Here is a 16543-nt window from a genome sequence, read left to right as displayed (position 1 = left end):
CATGGCAATGTTCGATCTGACGCTGATCTGGGCCCTGATCATCGGTTTCGGGGTGATCATGTACGTGCTGATGGATGGCTTCGACCTGGGCGTGGGCATTCTCTTCCCGTTCGCCCCGGACGAGGAATCCCGTGACCTGATGATGAACTCGGTGGCACCGGTATGGGACGGCAACGAGACCTGGCTGGTGCTGGGTGGGGCCGGCCTGTTGGGGGCCTTCCCGTTGGTCTATTCGGTGTTCCTGCCAGCGCTCTACATCGGCGTCTTCCTGATGCTGGCCGGGCTGATCTTCCGCGGCATCGCCTTCGAGTTCCGCTTCAAGTCGCATCGCAACCGGCGCTGGTGGAACCGTGCCTTTTGCTGGGGGTCCGCCGTGGCGTCCTTCGCCCAAGGCGTGGTGGTGGGGGCTTACATCCAGGGCTTCGCCGTCGAGGACTTCGTCTATGTGGGCGGACCGCTTGACTGGCTGACGCCCTTCAGTGTGCTCACCGGCCTGGGGCTGATGGCGGGCTATGCGCTGCTCGGTGCCACCTGGCTGATCATGAAGACCGAAGGAGCGGTGCAGGCCTGGGCCTACCGTGTGGCACCGCGCCTGCTGTTGGCGGTGCTGGCCGTTTTCGCCATCATCAGCGTCTGGACCCCGTTCGTCGATGCCGAGGTTCGCGAGCGCTGGTTTGGCCATCTGCACCTGATCTGGGTCTTCCCGGTGCTGGCGCTGGCCTGTGCGGCGCTGCTGTGGCGAGCCGTCCACCAGCGCCGCGAGGGGCAGCCCTTCATCGCTACCCTGGGCCTGTTCGTCTTCACGTACCTGGGGCTGCTGGTGAGCAAGTGGCCGGTGATCGTGCCGCCCGACTATACGATCTGGGATGCCGCCTCGGATCCTGGCTCGCAGCTCTTCCTGCTGATCGGAGTGCTGTTCGTGATTCCCATCGTGCTGGTGTACACCGCCTGGACCTACTGGGTGTTCCGCGGCAAGGTGCGGCCCGGCGAGGGATACCACTGAGGCGATGGAAGTCCCCGACGCGGCGTCAGACGCGCTGACGGCACGCCGCTATCTGATCGACCTGGCCGCCGGCGAACGCCGGCGGCTGCGTCTTGCCATCCTGGCCGGCACCTCGGTGGGTCTGCTGACCATCGCGCAGCTGGTGTTGCTGGCCCGGTTCATCAGCCGCCTGCTTGTCGAGCAGGCGTCGCTAGCTGAGCTTGTGCCGCTGATGGCGGGACTGCTGGTTCTGCTGGCGCTGCGCGCCCTGATGCTCTATCTCCAGGAAACCCTGGCGCAGGCGGCGAGCCTGCGCATTCGCCAGCGCGCGCGACGCTCACTGCTTGATCACCTGGCGCGCCTGGGGCCGGTCAAGCTGACGTCGCGGCACAGTGCGTCGCTAGCCAGCCAGCTGGTGGAGCAGGTCGAGGCGCTGGATGGCTACTTCGCTCGCTTTCAGCCGCAGCTTTGGCTGGCGGTGCTGGTGCCGCTGCCGATCCTGCTGGTGGTGCTGTTGCTGGACTGGCTGGCGGCCACGTTCCTGCTGGTGTCGGCTCCGTTGATTCCGCTGTTCATGGCCCTGGTAGGGATGGGCGCCGAGCGGCTCAACCGCGAGCAGTTCGCGGCGGTGGCTCGGCTCTCGGGGCACTTCATCGACCGCGTGCGAGGCATCACCACGCTCCAGCTGTTCGGTCGCACGTCTCACGCCACCCACGAGGTGCATGCTGCCGCCGATGACTATCGGCAACGCAGCATGCGCACCCTGCGCCTGGCCTTTCTCTCCTCGGCGGTGCTGGAGTTCTTCGCCTCGGTGGCGATTGCCGTGGTGGCGATCTACGTGGGCTTCGGTCTGCTGGGCTACATCGAGTATGGCCCCGCCGACGAGCTGACCCTGTTCAGCGGCCTGCTGGTGCTGCTGCTGGCACCGGAGTTCTTCCAGCCGTTGCGCAGCCTCTCTCAGCATTATCACGACCGGGCAGCGGCGCTGGGCGCGGCCGAGGGGCTGGTGGCCCTGCTCAACGAGACCCCGGATGCCGGGCGCCTGCCGGGTGCCGCCGTCCCACCGCCCTCGTGTGATGCGCTGATCGAGCTCGAGGCCGTCAGCGTAACCTATGCGGGGCGTGGCCGTGTGCTGGGGCCGGTTGACTTGACGCTGGCTGCGGGCGACGTGGTGGCGGTCACCGGGCCGTCGGGCGTCGGCAAGTCCAGTCTCCTGCAGCTGCTGGCGGGCTTCGTCGCGCCCGCCGACGGCAGCATCCGCAGGGTCGAGGGGCTCAGCCTCGCCTGGATGGACCAGCGTCCGCTGCTGATTCAGGGCAGCCTGGCGGACAATCTGCGCCTGGCAGCGCCTGATGCCAGCAGGGATGACATGCGCGAGGCACTGGCCCGGGCCGGCCTCGGCGAGCTTGTTTCGGCGCTTTCGCAGGGCCTCGATACGCCTCTCGGCGAGCGTGGCGCCGGCCTCTCCGGGGGGCAAGCGCAGCGGCTGGCGTTGGCCAGGGTCTTCCTTTCTGGGGCGTCGCTGGTGCTGCTCGACGAGCCCACGGCCAGCCTGGACGCCGAGACCGAGGGCTATCTCATCGAGGCGCTGCAGGCGCTGGCCGAGGAGGGGCGGGCGCTGGTCATCGCGACCCATCATCCCGCCGTGATGGCCCTGGCCGGGCGGCGCCTGGCGCTCGAAGCCCAGGCAACGGTGAAGGGGGGTGGGCCATGATGCCTGGGCGTGACGCCTCGCTTTGGCGCGCCCTGCGCCCCTGGCTTTCCCTGCTCGGAGAGCGTCGCCACCGGCTTATCCTGGGCGCCCTGCTGATGGCGCTGACCCTGGCGTCGGCGATCGGCCTGCTGGCGCTCTCGGGCTGGTTCATCACCGCCACGGCGCTGACCGGGATGCTGCTGGCGGCGGGCATCGCCGCGAGCCTGGATGTCTATGTCCCCGGGGGCGGGATCCGCTTCTTCGCGGTGACCCGCACGGTGTCGCGCTATGTGGAGCGCCTCTACAACCACGATACCGTGCTGCGGCTGCTCGCCGATCTGCGTGCGCGGATGTTTGCCGTGCTTTCCGGCCTCGATGCCCATGCCCTGTCACGCCGGCGTGCCAGCGACTGGCTCAACCGACTGACGGCGGATATCGATACCCTGGACAGCCTCTACCTGCGCCTGCTGGCGCCGGCGCTGGTGGCACTGCTGGCGATCCTCGCCTTGAGCGGCTTCCTGGCCCTGTGGGCGCCGCGGGTGGCCTTGCCGACGGGAGCGTTGCTGGTGCTGGGCTGGCTCGGGTTGACGGTGGGCCAGGCGCGGCGGGGCATGGCCGCCAGCTACCGGCAGGTGGGGGATCTGGAGGGGCTCAGGGGGCGGCTCATCGAGCAGCTCCAGGGCCTGGCGGAGCTGGAGGCGTATGGCAGTCTGGCGGATCACCGCGCCCGATTGGCCGTCATCGAAGCGCGGCTCTACCGGGATCAGCGTCGGCTGGGAAAGCAGGTGGCGCTGGGCAATGCCCTGGCGGCGCTGGTCGTTGGCCTGGCGATGCTCCTGGCCCTGTGGCTGGCGGCCGAGGCCTGGCATGCCGGGCTGCTGTCCGGACCGCTGATGGTGATGATGCCGCTGGCGGTGCTGGGCATCAGCGAGGCGCTGGCCCCGTTGCCGGCCGCCTTTACCTGGCTGGGCGCCACGCGGGGCGCCGCCGAGCGACTCAACGCGCTGGAAGCCCAGCAGCAGCGTCCGGCCACGGCGAGCTTTTCCGGCCGGCCGCCCGTGGGGGCTCTCTCGGTGGCCCTTACGGATGTCACCCTAATCCATGCGGACGCCCTGGTGCCGGCCCTGGCCGAGGTCAACCTTGAAGTAAGGCCCGCTGAGCGGTTGGCCCTCTGTGGGGCATCGGGGGCGGGCAAGTCCAGCGTCGCCGGGCTGCTGACACGACAGCTCAGGCCCGCGGCGGGCGGGGTTCGCCTGGGGGGCGTGGCGGTGGAAGCGTGGCCGGAGGCGGCGTTGACGTCCCGCCTGGCCCTGCTGACTCAGCAGAGCGACCTGTTTGATGACTCCCTGGCGGCCAACCTGCGCCTGGGTGACCCCAAGGCGAGCGAGGCCCAGCTTTGGCGAGTACTGGCAATGGTGGCGCTCGACGAATGGGCCGAGGCGCTGCCCCGCGGGCTCGAGACCCGGGTGGGCGAGGGTGGCCGGCAGCTGTCCGGGGGCCAGGCCCGGCGCATGGCCCTGGCCCGGCTGCTGCTGCGCGAACCGGACTTGGTGATACTCGACGAGCCCTTCGCCGGGCTCGACATCGAGACCGCCAAACAGCTCGCCACCCGTCTCGATTCGTGGCTGGCGGGGCGCACCGTTATCTATCTTGTCCATCAGCTTGGTGATGCCGTCGACCCGCCCGGCATCGATCGCCGTCTGACCCTGCAGGACGGGCGACTTTGCACGAACGGTCAGGATGTCGCAGGATGAGCCCATGACGATCCGGTTGAGGTGTGCCATGCATGATTTTCTCAAGCGCCTGCCCAAGGCGGAACTCCATCTGCACATCGAGGGTTCGCTGGAGCCCGAGCTGATGTTCGCCCTGGCCGAGCGCAACGGCGTCAGCCTGCCCTACGCCTCGGTGGAGGAGGTCCGATCAGCCTATGATTTTACCGACCTGCAGTCCTTCCTCGATCTCTACTTCCAGGGCATGAGCGTGCTGCGCACCGCCGAGGACTTCCACGACCTGGCCATGGACTACTTCCGTCGCGCCAGCGACGAGGGCGTCGTGCATGTCGAGATGCACGTCGATCCCCAGGCTCACCTGGCACGCGGCGTCGAGTTGCCGGTGGTGATGGAGGGGCTTTCCCTGGCGCGACGCCGGGCTCAGCGCGAGCTGGGCATGTCAACGGCACTGATCATGGCCTTTCTGCGCGACCGCCCGGCCGAGGAGGCGATAGCGGTGATGGAGAGTGCGGCGCCCTACTGGGAAATGCTGGATGCCGTGGGACTGGACAGCGCCGAGCGCGGCAATCCCCCGGCGAAGTTCGTCGAGGTGTTCGAGCGGGCGCGGCAGCTGGGTATTGCGCGGGTGGCCCATGCCGGCGAAGAGGGACCGCCCGCGTATATCCGTGAGGCTCTGGACCTGCTGGACGTATCGCGTATCGACCACGGTGTGCGCTGCCTGGAAGATCCGGACCTGGTCGCCCGGCTGCGTGACGAGGGTGTGGTGCTCACCGTCTGTCCGCTCTCCAACGTCCGCTTGCGGGTCGTCGAGCGCATGACCGATCACCCCCTGCCGCAACTGCTCGACGCCGGCCTGCGTCTGACCCTCAACTCCGATGACCCGGCCTACTTCGGCGGCGGCATGCTGGCCAACTTCACAGCATGTCACGAGGCCTTCGGCTGGTCGAAGGAGATCTTCATCCAGTTGGCCGAGACCGCCATCGACGCCGCCTTCATCAGCGAGGCGCGCCGCCTCGAGCTGCATCGCCAGCTGGCAGCATGCCACTAGGCTGCAACGCCGGATCGGGCCGTCAGGGGCGAAGACGGGACACGCCGTCGCCAGCGTTGAGGTGCCAGTGTGCAACGGCCTGTAATATCCTGTAAAAGTAGGGCCCTACCCTCCTATCAGGACCGATACGGGAGAGCCTTGCTTGAGTCTCAAGACCCGTTTTCTGCTGCTGGCGACCTGCCTGGTGCTCGTGGCGTCGGTGGCCGCCTGGACCGTCTTCCACCGCATCACCGAAGGTATCATCGAGCAGTGGGGCGAGCGCGTCGCGGCCATTCAGGTACAGTACGACAGCGGTCGCCTGCTGCAGCCTCTGGAGCGCGAGATCGCCTTGGCGCGCCAGATGGCCGACTCCATCGTGCTGCAGCGCTGGGCGCGTGACCCCGACGACACGGGGCTTACCGCTCAGGCATTCGCCGAGATGGAGAGCTTTCGTCGTAACTTCCGCGACAACAGCTACTTTGTTGCCTTGCAGGGCAGTGGCGGTTACTACCATAACAATGCGGCCAACGACTACGGCGAGGCGCGCCTCCGCTATCGGCTCAGGCCGGATCGACCCGCAGATGCCTGGTTCTATCGCCTGATCGAGGAGGGGCGGGACTTTCACCTCAACGTCAATCCCGACGTGGAACTCGGCGTGACCAAGCTGTGGATCGATGTCCTGATGCGGGATGATGACGGCGAGATTCTCGGCGTGGTGGGCACCGGTATGGAGCTCGAGCCTTTTCTCCGGGAAGTCGTGGACATCCAGCAGCCTGGCATCACGACCCTGTTCGTCGACTACAACGGCGCGATCCAGCTGTATCGCGACCGTCGCCTCATCGACTACGCCAGCTTCGTCAAGCCGGAGGGACAGAAGCGCACGCTGGACCTGCTGGTGGATCTACCCCGTGATGCCGAGGCGCTCTCCGCCATGATGCGTGACCTGCGTGATGCGCCGGATCAGCAGCAGAGCGTGCGCACCGAGTTCGTGACGGTGGAGGGCAAGCGCCATCTTGCCGGTGTGGCCTTTCTCCCGGCGCTCGGCTGGTTCGAGGTCACGCTGCTTGATCTGGAAACCCTGATGCCCATCGACGGTTTCATGCCGGTGGCGGTGGTGTTCGTGCTGACGCTGCTGGTCACGCTGCTGGTCTTCCACCTGGTGCTGCGCCGCCAGCTGCTGGCGCCCCTCGTGGCCCTGGAGGGCGCCATGCAACGGGTCAAGGAGGGGGATATGTCGCCCTCCGAGTTGCCCCAGGGGCGGGGCGAGATGGGGCGGCTGATGCAACACTTCCAGTCCATGGCCGGGGCCATTCAGCGCCACACGCGAGAGCTTGAGGCGCGGGTTCGCGAACGCACCGAGGAACTCGAGGCGGTGGCGACTCGTGATGTGCTGACCGGCCTCATGAATCGTCGCGGGATGCAGCAGTGGTTGGAGGAGCAGATTCTGCGGGCATCCCGCGAGAGCACGCACTTCGGACTGGTCTGGCTGGACCTCGACCGCTTCAAGGAACTCAACGATGGCCTCGGTCATGCGGCGGGTGACCAGGCCCTGGTGCGCGTCGCTGAGGCGCTGGCCGACGGACTGCGTCCCTACGACCGTGCCTCGCGCTGGGGTGGCGACGAGTTCCTGGTGGTGCTCTCGCCCTGCGACACGCAGACGCTGACTCGTGTGGCCGAGCGCCTACGCCAGGCGGTCGCAGCGATCGAGGTCGAGGGGACAACGGTCACCATCAGCGTGGGCGCCTGTCTGGCCGTTCCCGGTGAAGACCTCGACAGCCTCTTGAAGCGGGCCGACGAAGCGCTCTACCAGGCCAAGGCCGAAGGGCGCAACCGGGCCCGGCTGGCCGTCTAGTCGCTGAGAGGACAGAAACCGCAATCGGAATCAGAGAGCCCCGGCATGGCCGGGGCTCGTGACGTCCGAAGGGTGCGCTGCGTCAGGGCAGGGCAGGGACCTCGAAGTCGGGCATCTGCCCGGTCAGAGTGTGCAGGAAGGCGGTGATGTCGTCGATGGTGGCCTCCTCGAAGTCCTGGCCCAGCATCTCCTGGCCCATGATGGCCACCGCCTCCTCGAGGCTTTCGGTGGCGCCGTTGTTCATGTAGGGGTAGGTGACCGCCACGTTGCGCAGGGTGGGGGTGCGGAACTTGTGACGGTCGCTCTCCTCGCCGGTGACGTCGTAACGACCCACATCGGTGGAGCCCGGGACCTGAATGCGGTGGAACTGGCTGTCGGTCAGCGCCGGGCCACGGTGGCAGGCGATGCAGCCGTTGTCGACGAAGGCCACCATGCCGTCCTTCTCCTGCTGGTCCAGGGCATTCATGTCGCCGCGCAGGTAGCGGTCGAAGGGCGAATTGGGGGTGTTCAACGTGCGCTCGAAGCTGGCGATGGCCATGGCCAGGTTGTTGGCGTTGATCGGGTTCTCGTCGTCGGGGTAGGCCGCGGCGAACTTCTGCTGATAGACATCGAAACCGTCGAGGCGCTCGAGGGCCTGCTCGAGGTCCATGGCCATTTCGACGTCGGCCTCGATCGGACCGAGGGCCTGGCCTTCCAGATCCGGCTCGCGGCCGTCCCAGAACTGCGAGCCCAGAAAGCCCGAGTTCAGCACCGTGGGGGTGTTGCGCTCGCCGATCTGGCCATCATGGCCGGTGGCGCGCGGGATACGGTCGGTCCAGCCCAGGGCCGGGTTATGGCAGGTGGCGCAGCTGATCACGCCGCTCGACGAGATGCGCGGCTCGAAGAACAGGAATTTGCCGAGTTCGACCTTCGCCGGGGAGAGGGAGTTGTCGGCCGGGATGGGCGGCAGGTGAGGCAGCGGCTCGAAGCGGTCGCGGTAATCCCCCAGGCCGTCGTCGGCCATGGCGGGTGCGATGGCCATGGCGGAGCCCAGGGCAATGGCCGAGGCCAGCAGGCGCTTGTGGTGCATGAGTGTTCCCCTTCGTGATGATCCCGATGTGGTGTTCCAAGGCGGCATTGGCCGGTACTTGCTCTTTTATCAGCAAGATAGACAGGAGGCTTGCCGTCAATCAACCCAGCGCTGTAGTCGGGTAAGGGGGTCTATTGACCTGCATCAAGCAATCGAGCCGATCGCCCTGGCGTTCTGGACCACCTCGGCCTTTCTGGCTGAATATGGGGAAACATTCCTGCCTGCCGATGAACTGCCATGGCCCGCTATCGCTTCCCGTCGATTCCCGAATCCGCGGTCACGCCCCGCGAACTGTTTCGCCAGCGTCGCCGCTTTCTCAAGCGCGGTACGGCTCTCTCGGCCGCCGCGATGCTCCCCGGTGGCCTGCTGTTGAGCGACACCGCCCGCGCCTGGCGAGCGTCATTGAGCGAACGCCTTGATGGAGAGCTGCCACGCCGCGAGCTGGCCGGTAACGAGACGCTCACGCCGCGCGACGATGCCACCTCCTACAACAACTTCTACGAGCTCGGCACGCGCAAGAGTGATCCCGAGGTCTATGCCCACAAGCTGGTCACCGACCCCTGGTCGCTGACCATCGACGGCGAGGTCGACAAGCCCGGGACCCTGGCGTTCGAGGACGTGCTGTCGCGCGAGTCCCTGGAGGAGCGTATCTATCGGCTGCGCTGCGTCGAGGCGTGGTCGATGGTGATTCCCTGGATCGGCTTTCCGCTCGCCGACCTGCTCAAGCGGCATGCGCCCACTTCGCGCGCCAGGTACGTGCAGTTCGAATCGATCCTTGATCCTGACAACCTGCGCGGCCAGCGGAGTTCGATTCTCGACTGGCCCTACCGCGAGGCGCTGCGCATCGACGAGGCCATGCATCCGCTGACGCTGATGGCGGTGGGCATGTACGGCGAGGTGATGCCCAACCAGAATGGGGCTCCCATCCGCCTGGTGGTGCCCTGGAAGTATGGCTTCAAGAGCATCAAGTCGGTGGTGCGGATTACGCTGACGGAGGAGCGGCCCGTCAGTTCATGGGTGGCGCAGAATCCCGAGGAGTATGGCTTCTTCGCCAACGTCAACCCCGAGAAAGACCACCCGCGCTGGAGCCAGGCCCGCGAGCGGCGCATCGGCGAGCGCGGCAAGCGCGAGACGCTGATGTTCAACGGCTATGCCGACGAGGTCGCCGAGCTCTACGCCGGCATGGATCTGCAGCAGCATCTCTGATTCCGGGAGCGACGGCATGCTGACACCCGCGGGTCGCATTCTCGTCTTTCGCCTGCTGGTGCTGGCCGCCGGCAGCCTGCCGGCGCTCTGGCTGGCCTGGCAGTGGTGGTGGGGGGATCTGGGCGTGGTGCCCGAGGAGACCGTGGTGCATGCCACCGGGCGCATGGGGCTGATTCTGCTGCTGGCCACTATCGCCTTCAGCCCCGCCTTCCGGCTGACCGGCTGGGTAGGCATCATGATCGCCCGTCGCCAGATCGGGCTGTGGGCCTTCGCCTGGCTGGTGGCTCACATGCTGGCCTGGATGGGCCTCGAGCAGTACTGGGACTGGCGCTGGATCCGTCACGACATGGTTGATCTTCCGTATGTTCGCTACGGTGTTGCGGCACTGCTGCTGCTGGTACCGCTGGCGTTGACCTCCTTTCGGCGGGCGCAGCAGGCCATGGGCTATCGCGCCTGGCACTGGCTGCACCGGCTGGTCTACGTGGCCGCGGCACTCGGCGTCGTTCACTTCTGGATGTTGACACGCGCCGACTACCGGCTGCCGACCCTGGCCGCGGCGATACTCGCCGGCCTGCTGCTCTTCCGGCTGGTGGACGCCGCCATCCATCGCCGCTAGCGGCGGTGCTGCAGGCGCCCCCCCGCCCAGGTCTCGGCCACGCTGCGATCGTCGCCCAGCATCATCAGCGCGAAAAGCGTCTCGGAAAGACCGCGGCTGCGCGACGTGCGCCGTGCCAGCAGCGGCGTGGCGGCCGGGTCGAGCACCACCAGGTCGGCCTCCATGCCGGGTGCCAGCCGGCCGACCTGGCCGTCCAGCGACAGCGCCCGGGCGTTGCCCAGCGTCAGCCCGTAGAAGCCCTGCCAGGCGGTGAGCGGCTGGCCGCGCAGCTGACCCACCTGGTAGGCGGCCTTCAGGGTGGCCAGTCCCGAGAGGTCGGTGCCGCCGCCCACGTCGCTGGCGTAGGTGATGTTGAGGCCCATCTCGCGAGCTGCCAGGCGGTCGAAGAGACCGCTGCCGAGGAACAGGTTGGAGCTCGGGCAGAAGGCGAGGTTGGCGCCGCGCTCGGCGAGCCGCCCGCGCATCGCCTGGTCCAGGTGGATGCCGTGGGCGAAGGTGCTGCGTGGGCCGACCAGGTCGGACTGTTCGTAGACCTCAAGGTAGTCGCGGCTGTCGGGGAAGAGCTCCGCGACCCAGTCGAGCTCACCGGTGTTCTCGGCCAGGTGGGTCTGCAGCCACAGGCTCGGATCGTTGCGCATCAGCCCGCCGGTGGCGTCGAGCTGGGCGCGGCTGGAGGTAGGGGCGAAACGCGGGGTCAGGCTGTAGCCCAGCCGCCCCTTGCCGTGCCAGTCGCCGATCAACCGCTCGCTGTCGCGGATGCCGCCCAGGGTGTCGTCGCAGAGCGCCTCCGGCGCGTGGCGGTCCATCAGCACCTTTCCGGCCAGCATGCGCAGGTCGCGCCGGCGGCTGGCCGAGAAGAAGGCATCGACGGACACCGGGTGGCTCGAGCAGAACACCTGGGCGGTGGTGGTGCCGACTCTCAGCATCTCATCGAGGAAGGCCTCCGAGAGCAGCTCCGCATGCTCGCGTCCCGCGAAGCGACACTCCTCGGGGAAGGTATAGTCACCCAGCCAGTCGAGCAGCTGTCGGCCGTAGGAGGCCATGATCTCCAGCTGCACGTAGTGCACGTGGCTGTCGATGAAGCCGGGCACGATCAGCTTGCCGCGGTGGTCGATCACCTCGATGCCCTCGGGCAGTTGAGGGGCCAGGCGCGCATGGTCGTCCACCGCGCGGATGCGGCCGTTCTCGATCCATAGCGCACCGTCGGGGTGGTGGCGCACGCTGCCCTCGGCGGGCGTATCGGCCTCGCCGGGGTCGGCATCGAAGCTCAGCAGTTCGGCGCGCAGCACGCGCGAATCGTTGTTGGTCATCTCGTCAGGGCTCATCGTTATTCGTCACACCGGGGCTGACCCGGGGGGAAGCCTGCGAGGAGGCGCTGTGAATACCTCCCTGTACGCTACCGACGCCATCCATGGCGTAGGACCTCCTCTTCGGCCTCTCCCCGGTGCCCCTGGTCCTTTACCTATTTGTGGGGCTCATCGGTGAGCATGCTGCGCAGCTTGGCCGGGTCCAGGCCGCGCTGATCGCCTCGCGCGGGCGACTCGACCCGCGGTAGCAGCTCGGCGAGGGTGGCCAGGGCGATGGCGTAGGGCGTCTTGTCGCCCCCGGTCCCACCCGCCGCGGTGCCGATGGGGCAGCGCACGCCGGCCAGGGCCTCCTCGCCGTGACCGGCGTCGTGCAGTTTGCGGCGGAAGCTTGCCCACTTGCTCTTCGAGCCGATCAGGCCCAGTGAGGCCGTGTCGCCGCGGGCGAGCAGGGCATCCACCAGGGCGCGGTCCTCGGCGTGGTCGTGGGTCAGCACCAGGGCGTGGACGCCGGGTGGCAGGGTGGCCACCGCGGCCGTCGGGTCGGAAACTTGGTGACAGGCCAGGCGCGGCTGGTCCGACGCCCAGTCGGGGAAGGCGTCAACACGGCTGTCGTGCCAGCGCACCCGCCAGGGCAGCGGCGCGGCCAGGCGCACCAGCTCCCGGCCCACATGGCCGGCGCCGAAGACCGCCAGCGTGGTGGTGCTGCCGGGAAAGACCTCGAGCAGCACGTTGACGAAGCCGCCGCAGCACTGGCCGCTGCGCCCGCCCAGGCTGAAGGCTTCCAGGCTCATCCCGGCCCTGCCATCGGCCAGGCGTTGGCGCGCCGCCGCGATGGTCTGCCACTCGAAGGTGCCGCCGCCCAGGGTGTCGTATACCGCATCGGCGGTGATCACCATGCGCGCCCCGGGCTCGCGTGGCGTTGAGCCGGCGCTGGTCACCTGGGTGGCCAGGGCATGGGGCACCCCCTCGCGCTGCAGCCGGTGCAGCGCGGCGTGCCAGCTCTCCGCCTGCGCGCTCATGGCGTCGACTCCCCACGGTGTCGCAGCGTCTCGGCAGCCAGCAGGACCCGCTCCGGCGTGGCCGGGGTGTCGAGCCGCGGCGCCTCGCGGTAGTCATTGATGCTCGAGAGGGCATCGCGCAGCGCCGCCCATACCGAGATGCCGAGCATGAAGGGCGGCTCGCCCACCGCCTTCGAGCGATAGATGCTGGCCATGGAGTTGGGGTGGCCCTGGAGCAGCTCGACGTTGAAGCTCGGGGGCAGGTCGCCGTAGGTGGGGATCTTGTAGGTGGCTGGGCCGTCGGAGATCAGTTGGCCGCCGTCGTTCCACCTGAGCTCCTCGCTGGTCAGCCAGCCCATGCCCTGGATGAAGCCGCCCTCCACCTGGCCGATGTCGATGGCCGGGTTCAGGGAGTCGCCCACGTCATGCAGGATGTCGACCCGGTCGACCTGGTACTCGCCGGTCAGGGTGTCGACGCTGACCTCAGCGACGGCCGCGCCATGGGCGAAGTAGTAGAAGGGGCGCCCCTGGCCGGTCATGCGGTCGTAGTGGATCAGCGGGGTAGCGTAGAAGCCCTTCTCGGAGAGGGACACCCGCCCGAGGTAGGCGGCCTGCACCAGCTCGCCCCAGGGAATGCGCCGTTCGCTTTCGCCGGCACCGGTCACCAGGGCACCGGCCTCCAGGCGCATGCCCTCGCGGTCTAGCGCGTAGTGCTCGCTGGCGAAGTCGAACAGCCGCGCCTTGAGGCTGAGGCAGGCGTCGCGGGCGGCCATGCCGTTGAGGTCGGCGCCGCTGGAGGCGGCGGTGGGCGAGGTGTTGGGCACCTTGTCGGTGCGGGTGGCGGTGATGCGTACCGTCTCCAGGTCCAGCGCCAGTTCGCGGGCCACCACCTGGCAGATCTTGGTGTGCAGGCCCTGGCCCATCTCGGTGCCGCCGTGATTGATCTGCACGCTGCCATCGGTATAGACGTGCAGCAGGGCACCGGCCTGGTTGAGGTGCTTGGCGGTGAAGGAGATGCCGAACTTCACCGGGGTCAGGGCCATGCCACGCTTGATCACGGGACTCTCGGCGTTGAAGGCGGTGATCGCCTCGCGCCGCGCCCAGTAGTCGCTGCTCGCCTCGAGCCGCTCGACGACATGGTGCAGCAGGGCGACCTGCTCCACGGTCTGGCCGTAGTGAGTGGTCTCGCGTCCGGGGCGATAGAGGTTGCGCTTGCGGATCGTCAGCGGGTCCTCGCCGAGGCGTCTGGCGATGTCATCCATCGCCGCCTCGATCACCATCATGCCCTGGGGGCCGCCGAAGCCGCGGAAGGCGGTGTTGGAGGCAGTATGGGTGCGCGCCCGGTGACCGGTGACCCGCGCCTCGCCCAGGAAGTAGGCGTTGTCGGCGTGGAACATGGCCCGGTCGACGATGGCGTCCGAGAGATCCGGGGAGTAGCCGCAGTCGCCGATCAGGGTCAGCTCGCCGCCCTGGATCACGCCCGCCGCGTCCACGCCCAGCCGGTAGCGGTTGTGGAAGGGATGGCGCTTGCCGGTGACGCGCATGTCCTCGGCGCGTGGCAGCCGCAGGCGGGTGGTGCGCCCGGTGCGCCGGGCCACCAGTGCGGCGATGCAGGCCCAGGGCGAGGCCTGGGTCTCCTTGCCGCCGAAGCCGCCGCCCATGCGGCGCACCTCCACGGTCACCGCGTGGAAGGGAATGCCCAGCACCTCGGCAACCAACTTCTGGGTCTCGCTGGGGTGCTGGTTGGAGGTATGGACGATCACCCCCTCGTCCTCGGTGGGCTGGACCAGGCAGGCCTGCCCCTCCAGGTAGAAGTGTTCCTGGCCACCGACGAACTGCTCGCCCTCGATGACATGGGCCGCGTCTGCCAGCGAGCGCTGCCAGTCGCCGCTCTGCTGGACATGGGGGGGGCGCACGGCCTCGCCGCGCCCGGCGGCGCCCACCGGGTCGAGGCTGGCTGGCTGCTCGTCGACCTCCACGATCGCCGCCTTGACTGCTTCCCGGGCGGCGCGATGGGTCTCGGCCGCCACCGCGAAGAGCACCTGGCCGGCATAGCTTATCTCGTCCTCGACGAAGATCGGGTCGCCGGGGAAGACCGGGCCGATATCGGTGTGCCCCGGCACGTCGGAAAAGGCGACCACGTCCACCACGCCGGGTCGGGCGCGCACTGCCTCGAGGTCGAGGCGGGTCAGGCGACCATGGGCCACCGGCGAGAGTCCCAGGGCCAGGTGGAGGGCATCGGCGGGGGCGGCGATATCGTCGATATAGGCGGCGCGCCCGGTGACGTGCTTGACCGCGCTCTCGTGGGCGCTAGCGCTGCCGGCACCGCCGCGTGAGACGGCGGGCGGTGTTTCTTGGGGCTCGGTTCCCCGTGCCAGCGGGCCATCGCCCTTGATGCGACCCTGCTGTTCCTCGCGCACGCGTGTCGTGGCGTCATCGAGGTCGTTCGTCGCCCTGGACGGAGCGTCCAGCTTAGTGAGCGTACGCATGGAGCATCACCTCCCGGGGAGCGTCGGTCGTCTCCTGTGCCATGACCAGGCGCAGGCGTTCGAGCAGGTTGGCGGCGGAGAGCCGGCGATAGTCGGCACTGCCGCGCACGTCACTCATCGGCTGGAAGTCCTCTGCCAGCGCCAGCCGGGCGGCCTGGAAGGCGGCGGCGGAGGGCGCCTGGCCCTCGAGGGCGGCCTCGGCCGCGGTGGCCCGTTTCGGCGTCGCCGCCATGCCGCCGAAGGCCAGGCGGACATCGTGCAGCAGGCCATCCTCCAGGCGCCAGCCGAAGGCGCCAAGCACCGCGGAAATGTCGTCCTCACGACGCTTGGACAGCTTCCACACCCTGAGGTGTCGGCTCGGCTCGTGGCGGGGCAGGAAGGTCGCCCGGATCACCTCGCCCTCGCGCAGGTCGGTTTTCTTGTAGCCGAGGAAGAAGTCGTCGAGCGGCAGTTCCCGCTCGCCCTCCGGGCCGGTCAGCCACAGCCGGGAGCCCAGCGCCAGCAGCACCGGCGGGGTGTCGCCGATCGGCGAGGCATTGGCGATGTTGCCGCCCAGGGTGCCGCGGTTGCGCACCTGGGCCGAGCCCAGGCGATGCAGCAGATGGGCAAAGGCCGGGTAGTGGTCGGCCAGCAGCGGCTCCAGGCGCGAGTAGGTCACGGCACCGCCGATCCACCATCCCTCGCGGCCATCCTCCAGGGTCGCCTCCTCGATGGCGTTGAGCTCGGTGACGCGCGTGACGTCCACCACCCGTGCGAAGCGCGCCAGCCGCTGGGTCACCTCGAGCCAGAGGTCGGTGCCGCCGGCGACGATGGGTGCCTCGGGGTGGTAGGTGCGCTCGTCGACCAGCTCCGCCAGACTTTCCGGCTGGACGAAGGCGCTATCGCCATGGTGTTCGACGGGGGATGACGGCGACGTTGCCGCAGCGTCGGTGCACTGCTCCAGCCATGCCGGACGCGCATGGGGGTAGTCGCCCATGGAGAGTGCCGCGTCGCGGATCGGCCGGTAGCCGGTGCAGCGGCAGAGGTTGCCGCCCAGCGCTGCCTCCAGGCGCTGTGGGGTCAGCAGCGCCGGGGGCGTAGTACCGTCCGCGTGCTGGTCCTCATAGAGCGTGAACAGCGACATCACGATGCCCGGGGTGCAGAAGCCGCACTGGCTGCCGTGGCACTCGACCATGGCCGCCTGGGCGGGATGGAGGCTCTCGCCCCGCGCCAGGCCCTCCACGGTGGCCAGCACGCGTCCCTGGAGCTGATGGGCCGGGGTGATGCAGGCGTTGGCGCTGTGGAAGCGGACAGTGCCGTCGGGGCCGGCCTCACCGATGGCCACTGTGCAGGCACCACAGTCGCCGGAGGCGCAGCCCTCCTTGGTGCCGGTCTGGCCGAGCGAGTCGCGCAACAGCTCGAGCACGCTGGTATCGGGCGAAGCCGCGCAGTGGCGGGGCTGCCCGTTAAGCAGGAAGTCGATCATCGCCTTGTCTCTATTGTTGGCGTGGAAGCCTGGGCGCGTGAACGCCCGGGATCTGGAAACTCAGTTCTTGACCGTTTGGTCAGGTTAATTTCAGCTTGGTCCAGATTTA

Annotated in this window: 12 protein-coding genes; 7 read left to right on the top strand and 5 right to left on the bottom strand. The window is 68.4% G+C overall.

What is annotated here, in order from left to right:
• Window position 1 precedes the first annotated feature (1 nt).
• The 5 genes from cydB (at window position 2) to FHR95_RS01350 (ending at window position 7284) form a co-directional block, all read left to right on the top strand.
• Window positions 2-1003: a cytochrome d ubiquinol oxidase subunit II gene (gene cydB / locus FHR95_RS01370; protein WP_183313075.1), complete on the top strand. Its 1002-nt coding sequence runs from the start codon at window positions 2-4 to the stop codon at window positions 1001-1003.
• Window positions 1004-1007: 4 nt separating this feature from the next.
• Window positions 1008-2696: a thiol reductant ABC exporter subunit CydD gene (gene cydD / locus FHR95_RS01365; RefSeq protein WP_183313074.1), complete on the top strand. Its 1689-nt coding sequence runs from the start codon at window positions 1008-1010 to the stop codon at window positions 2694-2696.
• Window positions 2693-4429 (top strand): thiol reductant ABC exporter subunit CydC, encoded by a 1737-nt coding sequence (cydC, locus tag FHR95_RS01360; protein ID WP_343065152.1) that lies wholly within the window; start codon window positions 2693-2695, stop codon window positions 4427-4429. The genes cydD and cydC overlap by 4 nt, the downstream gene beginning before the upstream one ends.
• 28 nt (window positions 4430-4457) lie before the next feature.
• Window positions 4458-5453 (top strand): adenosine deaminase, encoded by a 996-nt coding sequence (locus tag FHR95_RS01355; RefSeq protein WP_183313073.1) that lies wholly within the window; start codon window positions 4458-4460, stop codon window positions 5451-5453.
• Window positions 5454-5595: 142 nt separating this feature from the next.
• Window positions 5596-7284 (top strand): GGDEF domain-containing protein, encoded by a 1689-nt coding sequence (locus FHR95_RS01350; protein WP_183313072.1) that lies wholly within the window; start codon window positions 5596-5598, stop codon window positions 7282-7284.
• A gap of 82 nt (window positions 7285-7366) precedes the next feature.
• On the opposite strand, the gene FHR95_RS01345 is transcribed toward FHR95_RS01350, so the two are convergent.
• Window positions 7367-8305, bottom strand: a complete 939-nt coding sequence (locus FHR95_RS01345; protein ID WP_425485257.1) for a cytochrome-c peroxidase — start codon at window positions 8303-8305, stop codon at window positions 7367-7369.
• A 285-nt stretch (window positions 8306-8590) separates the two neighbouring features.
• On the opposite strand from FHR95_RS01345, the gene msrP reads away from it, so the two are divergent.
• The gene (msrP, locus tag FHR95_RS01340) at window positions 8591-9559 is read left to right on the top strand and encodes a protein-methionine-sulfoxide reductase catalytic subunit MsrP (RefSeq protein ID WP_183313070.1); all 969 of its coding nucleotides are present in this window, start codon (window positions 8591-8593) and stop codon (window positions 9557-9559) included.
• A 16-nt stretch (window positions 9560-9575) separates the two neighbouring features.
• Window positions 9576-10175 carry a protein-methionine-sulfoxide reductase heme-binding subunit MsrQ gene (locus FHR95_RS01335; protein WP_183313069.1) on the top strand — a complete coding sequence of 200 codons (600 nt, stop codon included), beginning with the start codon at window positions 9576-9578 and terminating at the stop codon, window positions 10173-10175.
• On the opposite strand, the gene guaD is transcribed toward FHR95_RS01335, so the two are convergent.
• The 4 genes from guaD to xdhA form a co-directional block, all read right to left on the bottom strand.
• A complete protein-coding gene (guaD, locus tag FHR95_RS01330; protein WP_183313361.1) occupies window positions 10172-11485 on the bottom strand; it encodes a guanine deaminase in 1314 nt (437 codons plus the stop codon). The genes FHR95_RS01335 and guaD overlap by 4 nt on opposite strands.
• A gap of 152 nt (window positions 11486-11637) precedes the next feature.
• A complete protein-coding gene (xdhC, locus tag FHR95_RS01325) occupies window positions 11638-12501 on the bottom strand; it encodes a xanthine dehydrogenase accessory protein XdhC (RefSeq protein ID WP_183313068.1) in 864 nt (287 codons plus the stop codon).
• Entirely contained in the window at window positions 12498-14969 is a 2472-nt protein-coding gene (gene xdhB / locus FHR95_RS01320; RefSeq protein ID WP_183313067.1) for a xanthine dehydrogenase molybdopterin binding subunit, read from the bottom strand. Before xdhB ends, xdhC begins: the two co-directional genes overlap by 4 nt.
• Window positions 14953-16434 carry a xanthine dehydrogenase small subunit gene (xdhA, locus tag FHR95_RS01315; protein ID WP_183313066.1) on the bottom strand — a complete coding sequence of 494 codons (1482 nt, stop codon included), beginning with the start codon at window positions 16432-16434 and terminating at the stop codon, window positions 14953-14955. The genes xdhB and xdhA overlap by 17 nt, the downstream gene beginning before the upstream one ends.
• Window positions 16435-16543: the final 109 nt, after the last annotated feature.

Source organism: Halomonas fontilapidosi, from assembly GCF_014192285.1.
GTDB lineage: Bacteria > Pseudomonadota > Gammaproteobacteria > Pseudomonadales > Halomonadaceae > Halomonas > Halomonas fontilapidosi.
Note: the sequence above shows the minus strand (reverse complement) of the source record. Positions and strands in the feature narration are given on the sequence as shown.

What these genes read in the sequence shown, in the direction of transcription:
- FHR95_RS01345 (WP_425485257.1), bottom strand. Translation starts at nt 8,305, where the DNA reads ATGGCCATCGCACCCGCCATGGCCGACGACGGCCTGGGGGATTACCGC.
- cydB (WP_183313075.1), top strand. Translation starts at nt 2, where the DNA reads ATGGCAATGTTCGATCTGACGCTGATCTGGGCCCTGATCATCGGTTTC.
- FHR95_RS01335 (WP_183313069.1), top strand. Translation starts at nt 9,576, where the DNA reads ATGCTGACACCCGCGGGTCGCATTCTCGTCTTTCGCCTGCTGGTGCTG.
- FHR95_RS01355 (WP_183313073.1), top strand. Translation starts at nt 4,458, where the DNA reads ATGCATGATTTTCTCAAGCGCCTGCCCAAGGCGGAACTCCATCTGCAC.
- msrP (WP_183313070.1), top strand. Translation starts at nt 8,591, where the DNA reads ATGGCCCGCTATCGCTTCCCGTCGATTCCCGAATCCGCGGTCACGCCC.
- xdhC (WP_183313068.1), bottom strand. Translation starts at nt 12,501, where the DNA reads ATGAGCGCGCAGGCGGAGAGCTGGCACGCCGCGCTGCACCGGCTGCAG.
- guaD (WP_183313361.1), bottom strand. Translation starts at nt 11,485, where the DNA reads ATGACCAACAACGATTCGCGCGTGCTGCGCGCCGAACTGCTGAGCTTC.
- xdhB (WP_183313067.1), bottom strand. Translation starts at nt 14,969, where the DNA reads ATGCGTACGCTCACTAAGCTGGACGCTCCGTCCAGGGCGACGAACGAC.
- cydC (WP_343065152.1), top strand. Translation starts at nt 2,693, where the DNA reads ATGATGCCTGGGCGTGACGCCTCGCTTTGGCGCGCCCTGCGCCCCTGG.
- cydD (WP_183313074.1), top strand. Translation starts at nt 1,008, where the DNA reads ATGGAAGTCCCCGACGCGGCGTCAGACGCGCTGACGGCACGCCGCTAT.
- xdhA (WP_183313066.1), bottom strand. Translation starts at nt 16,434, where the DNA reads ATGATCGACTTCCTGCTTAACGGGCAGCCCCGCCACTGCGCGGCTTCG.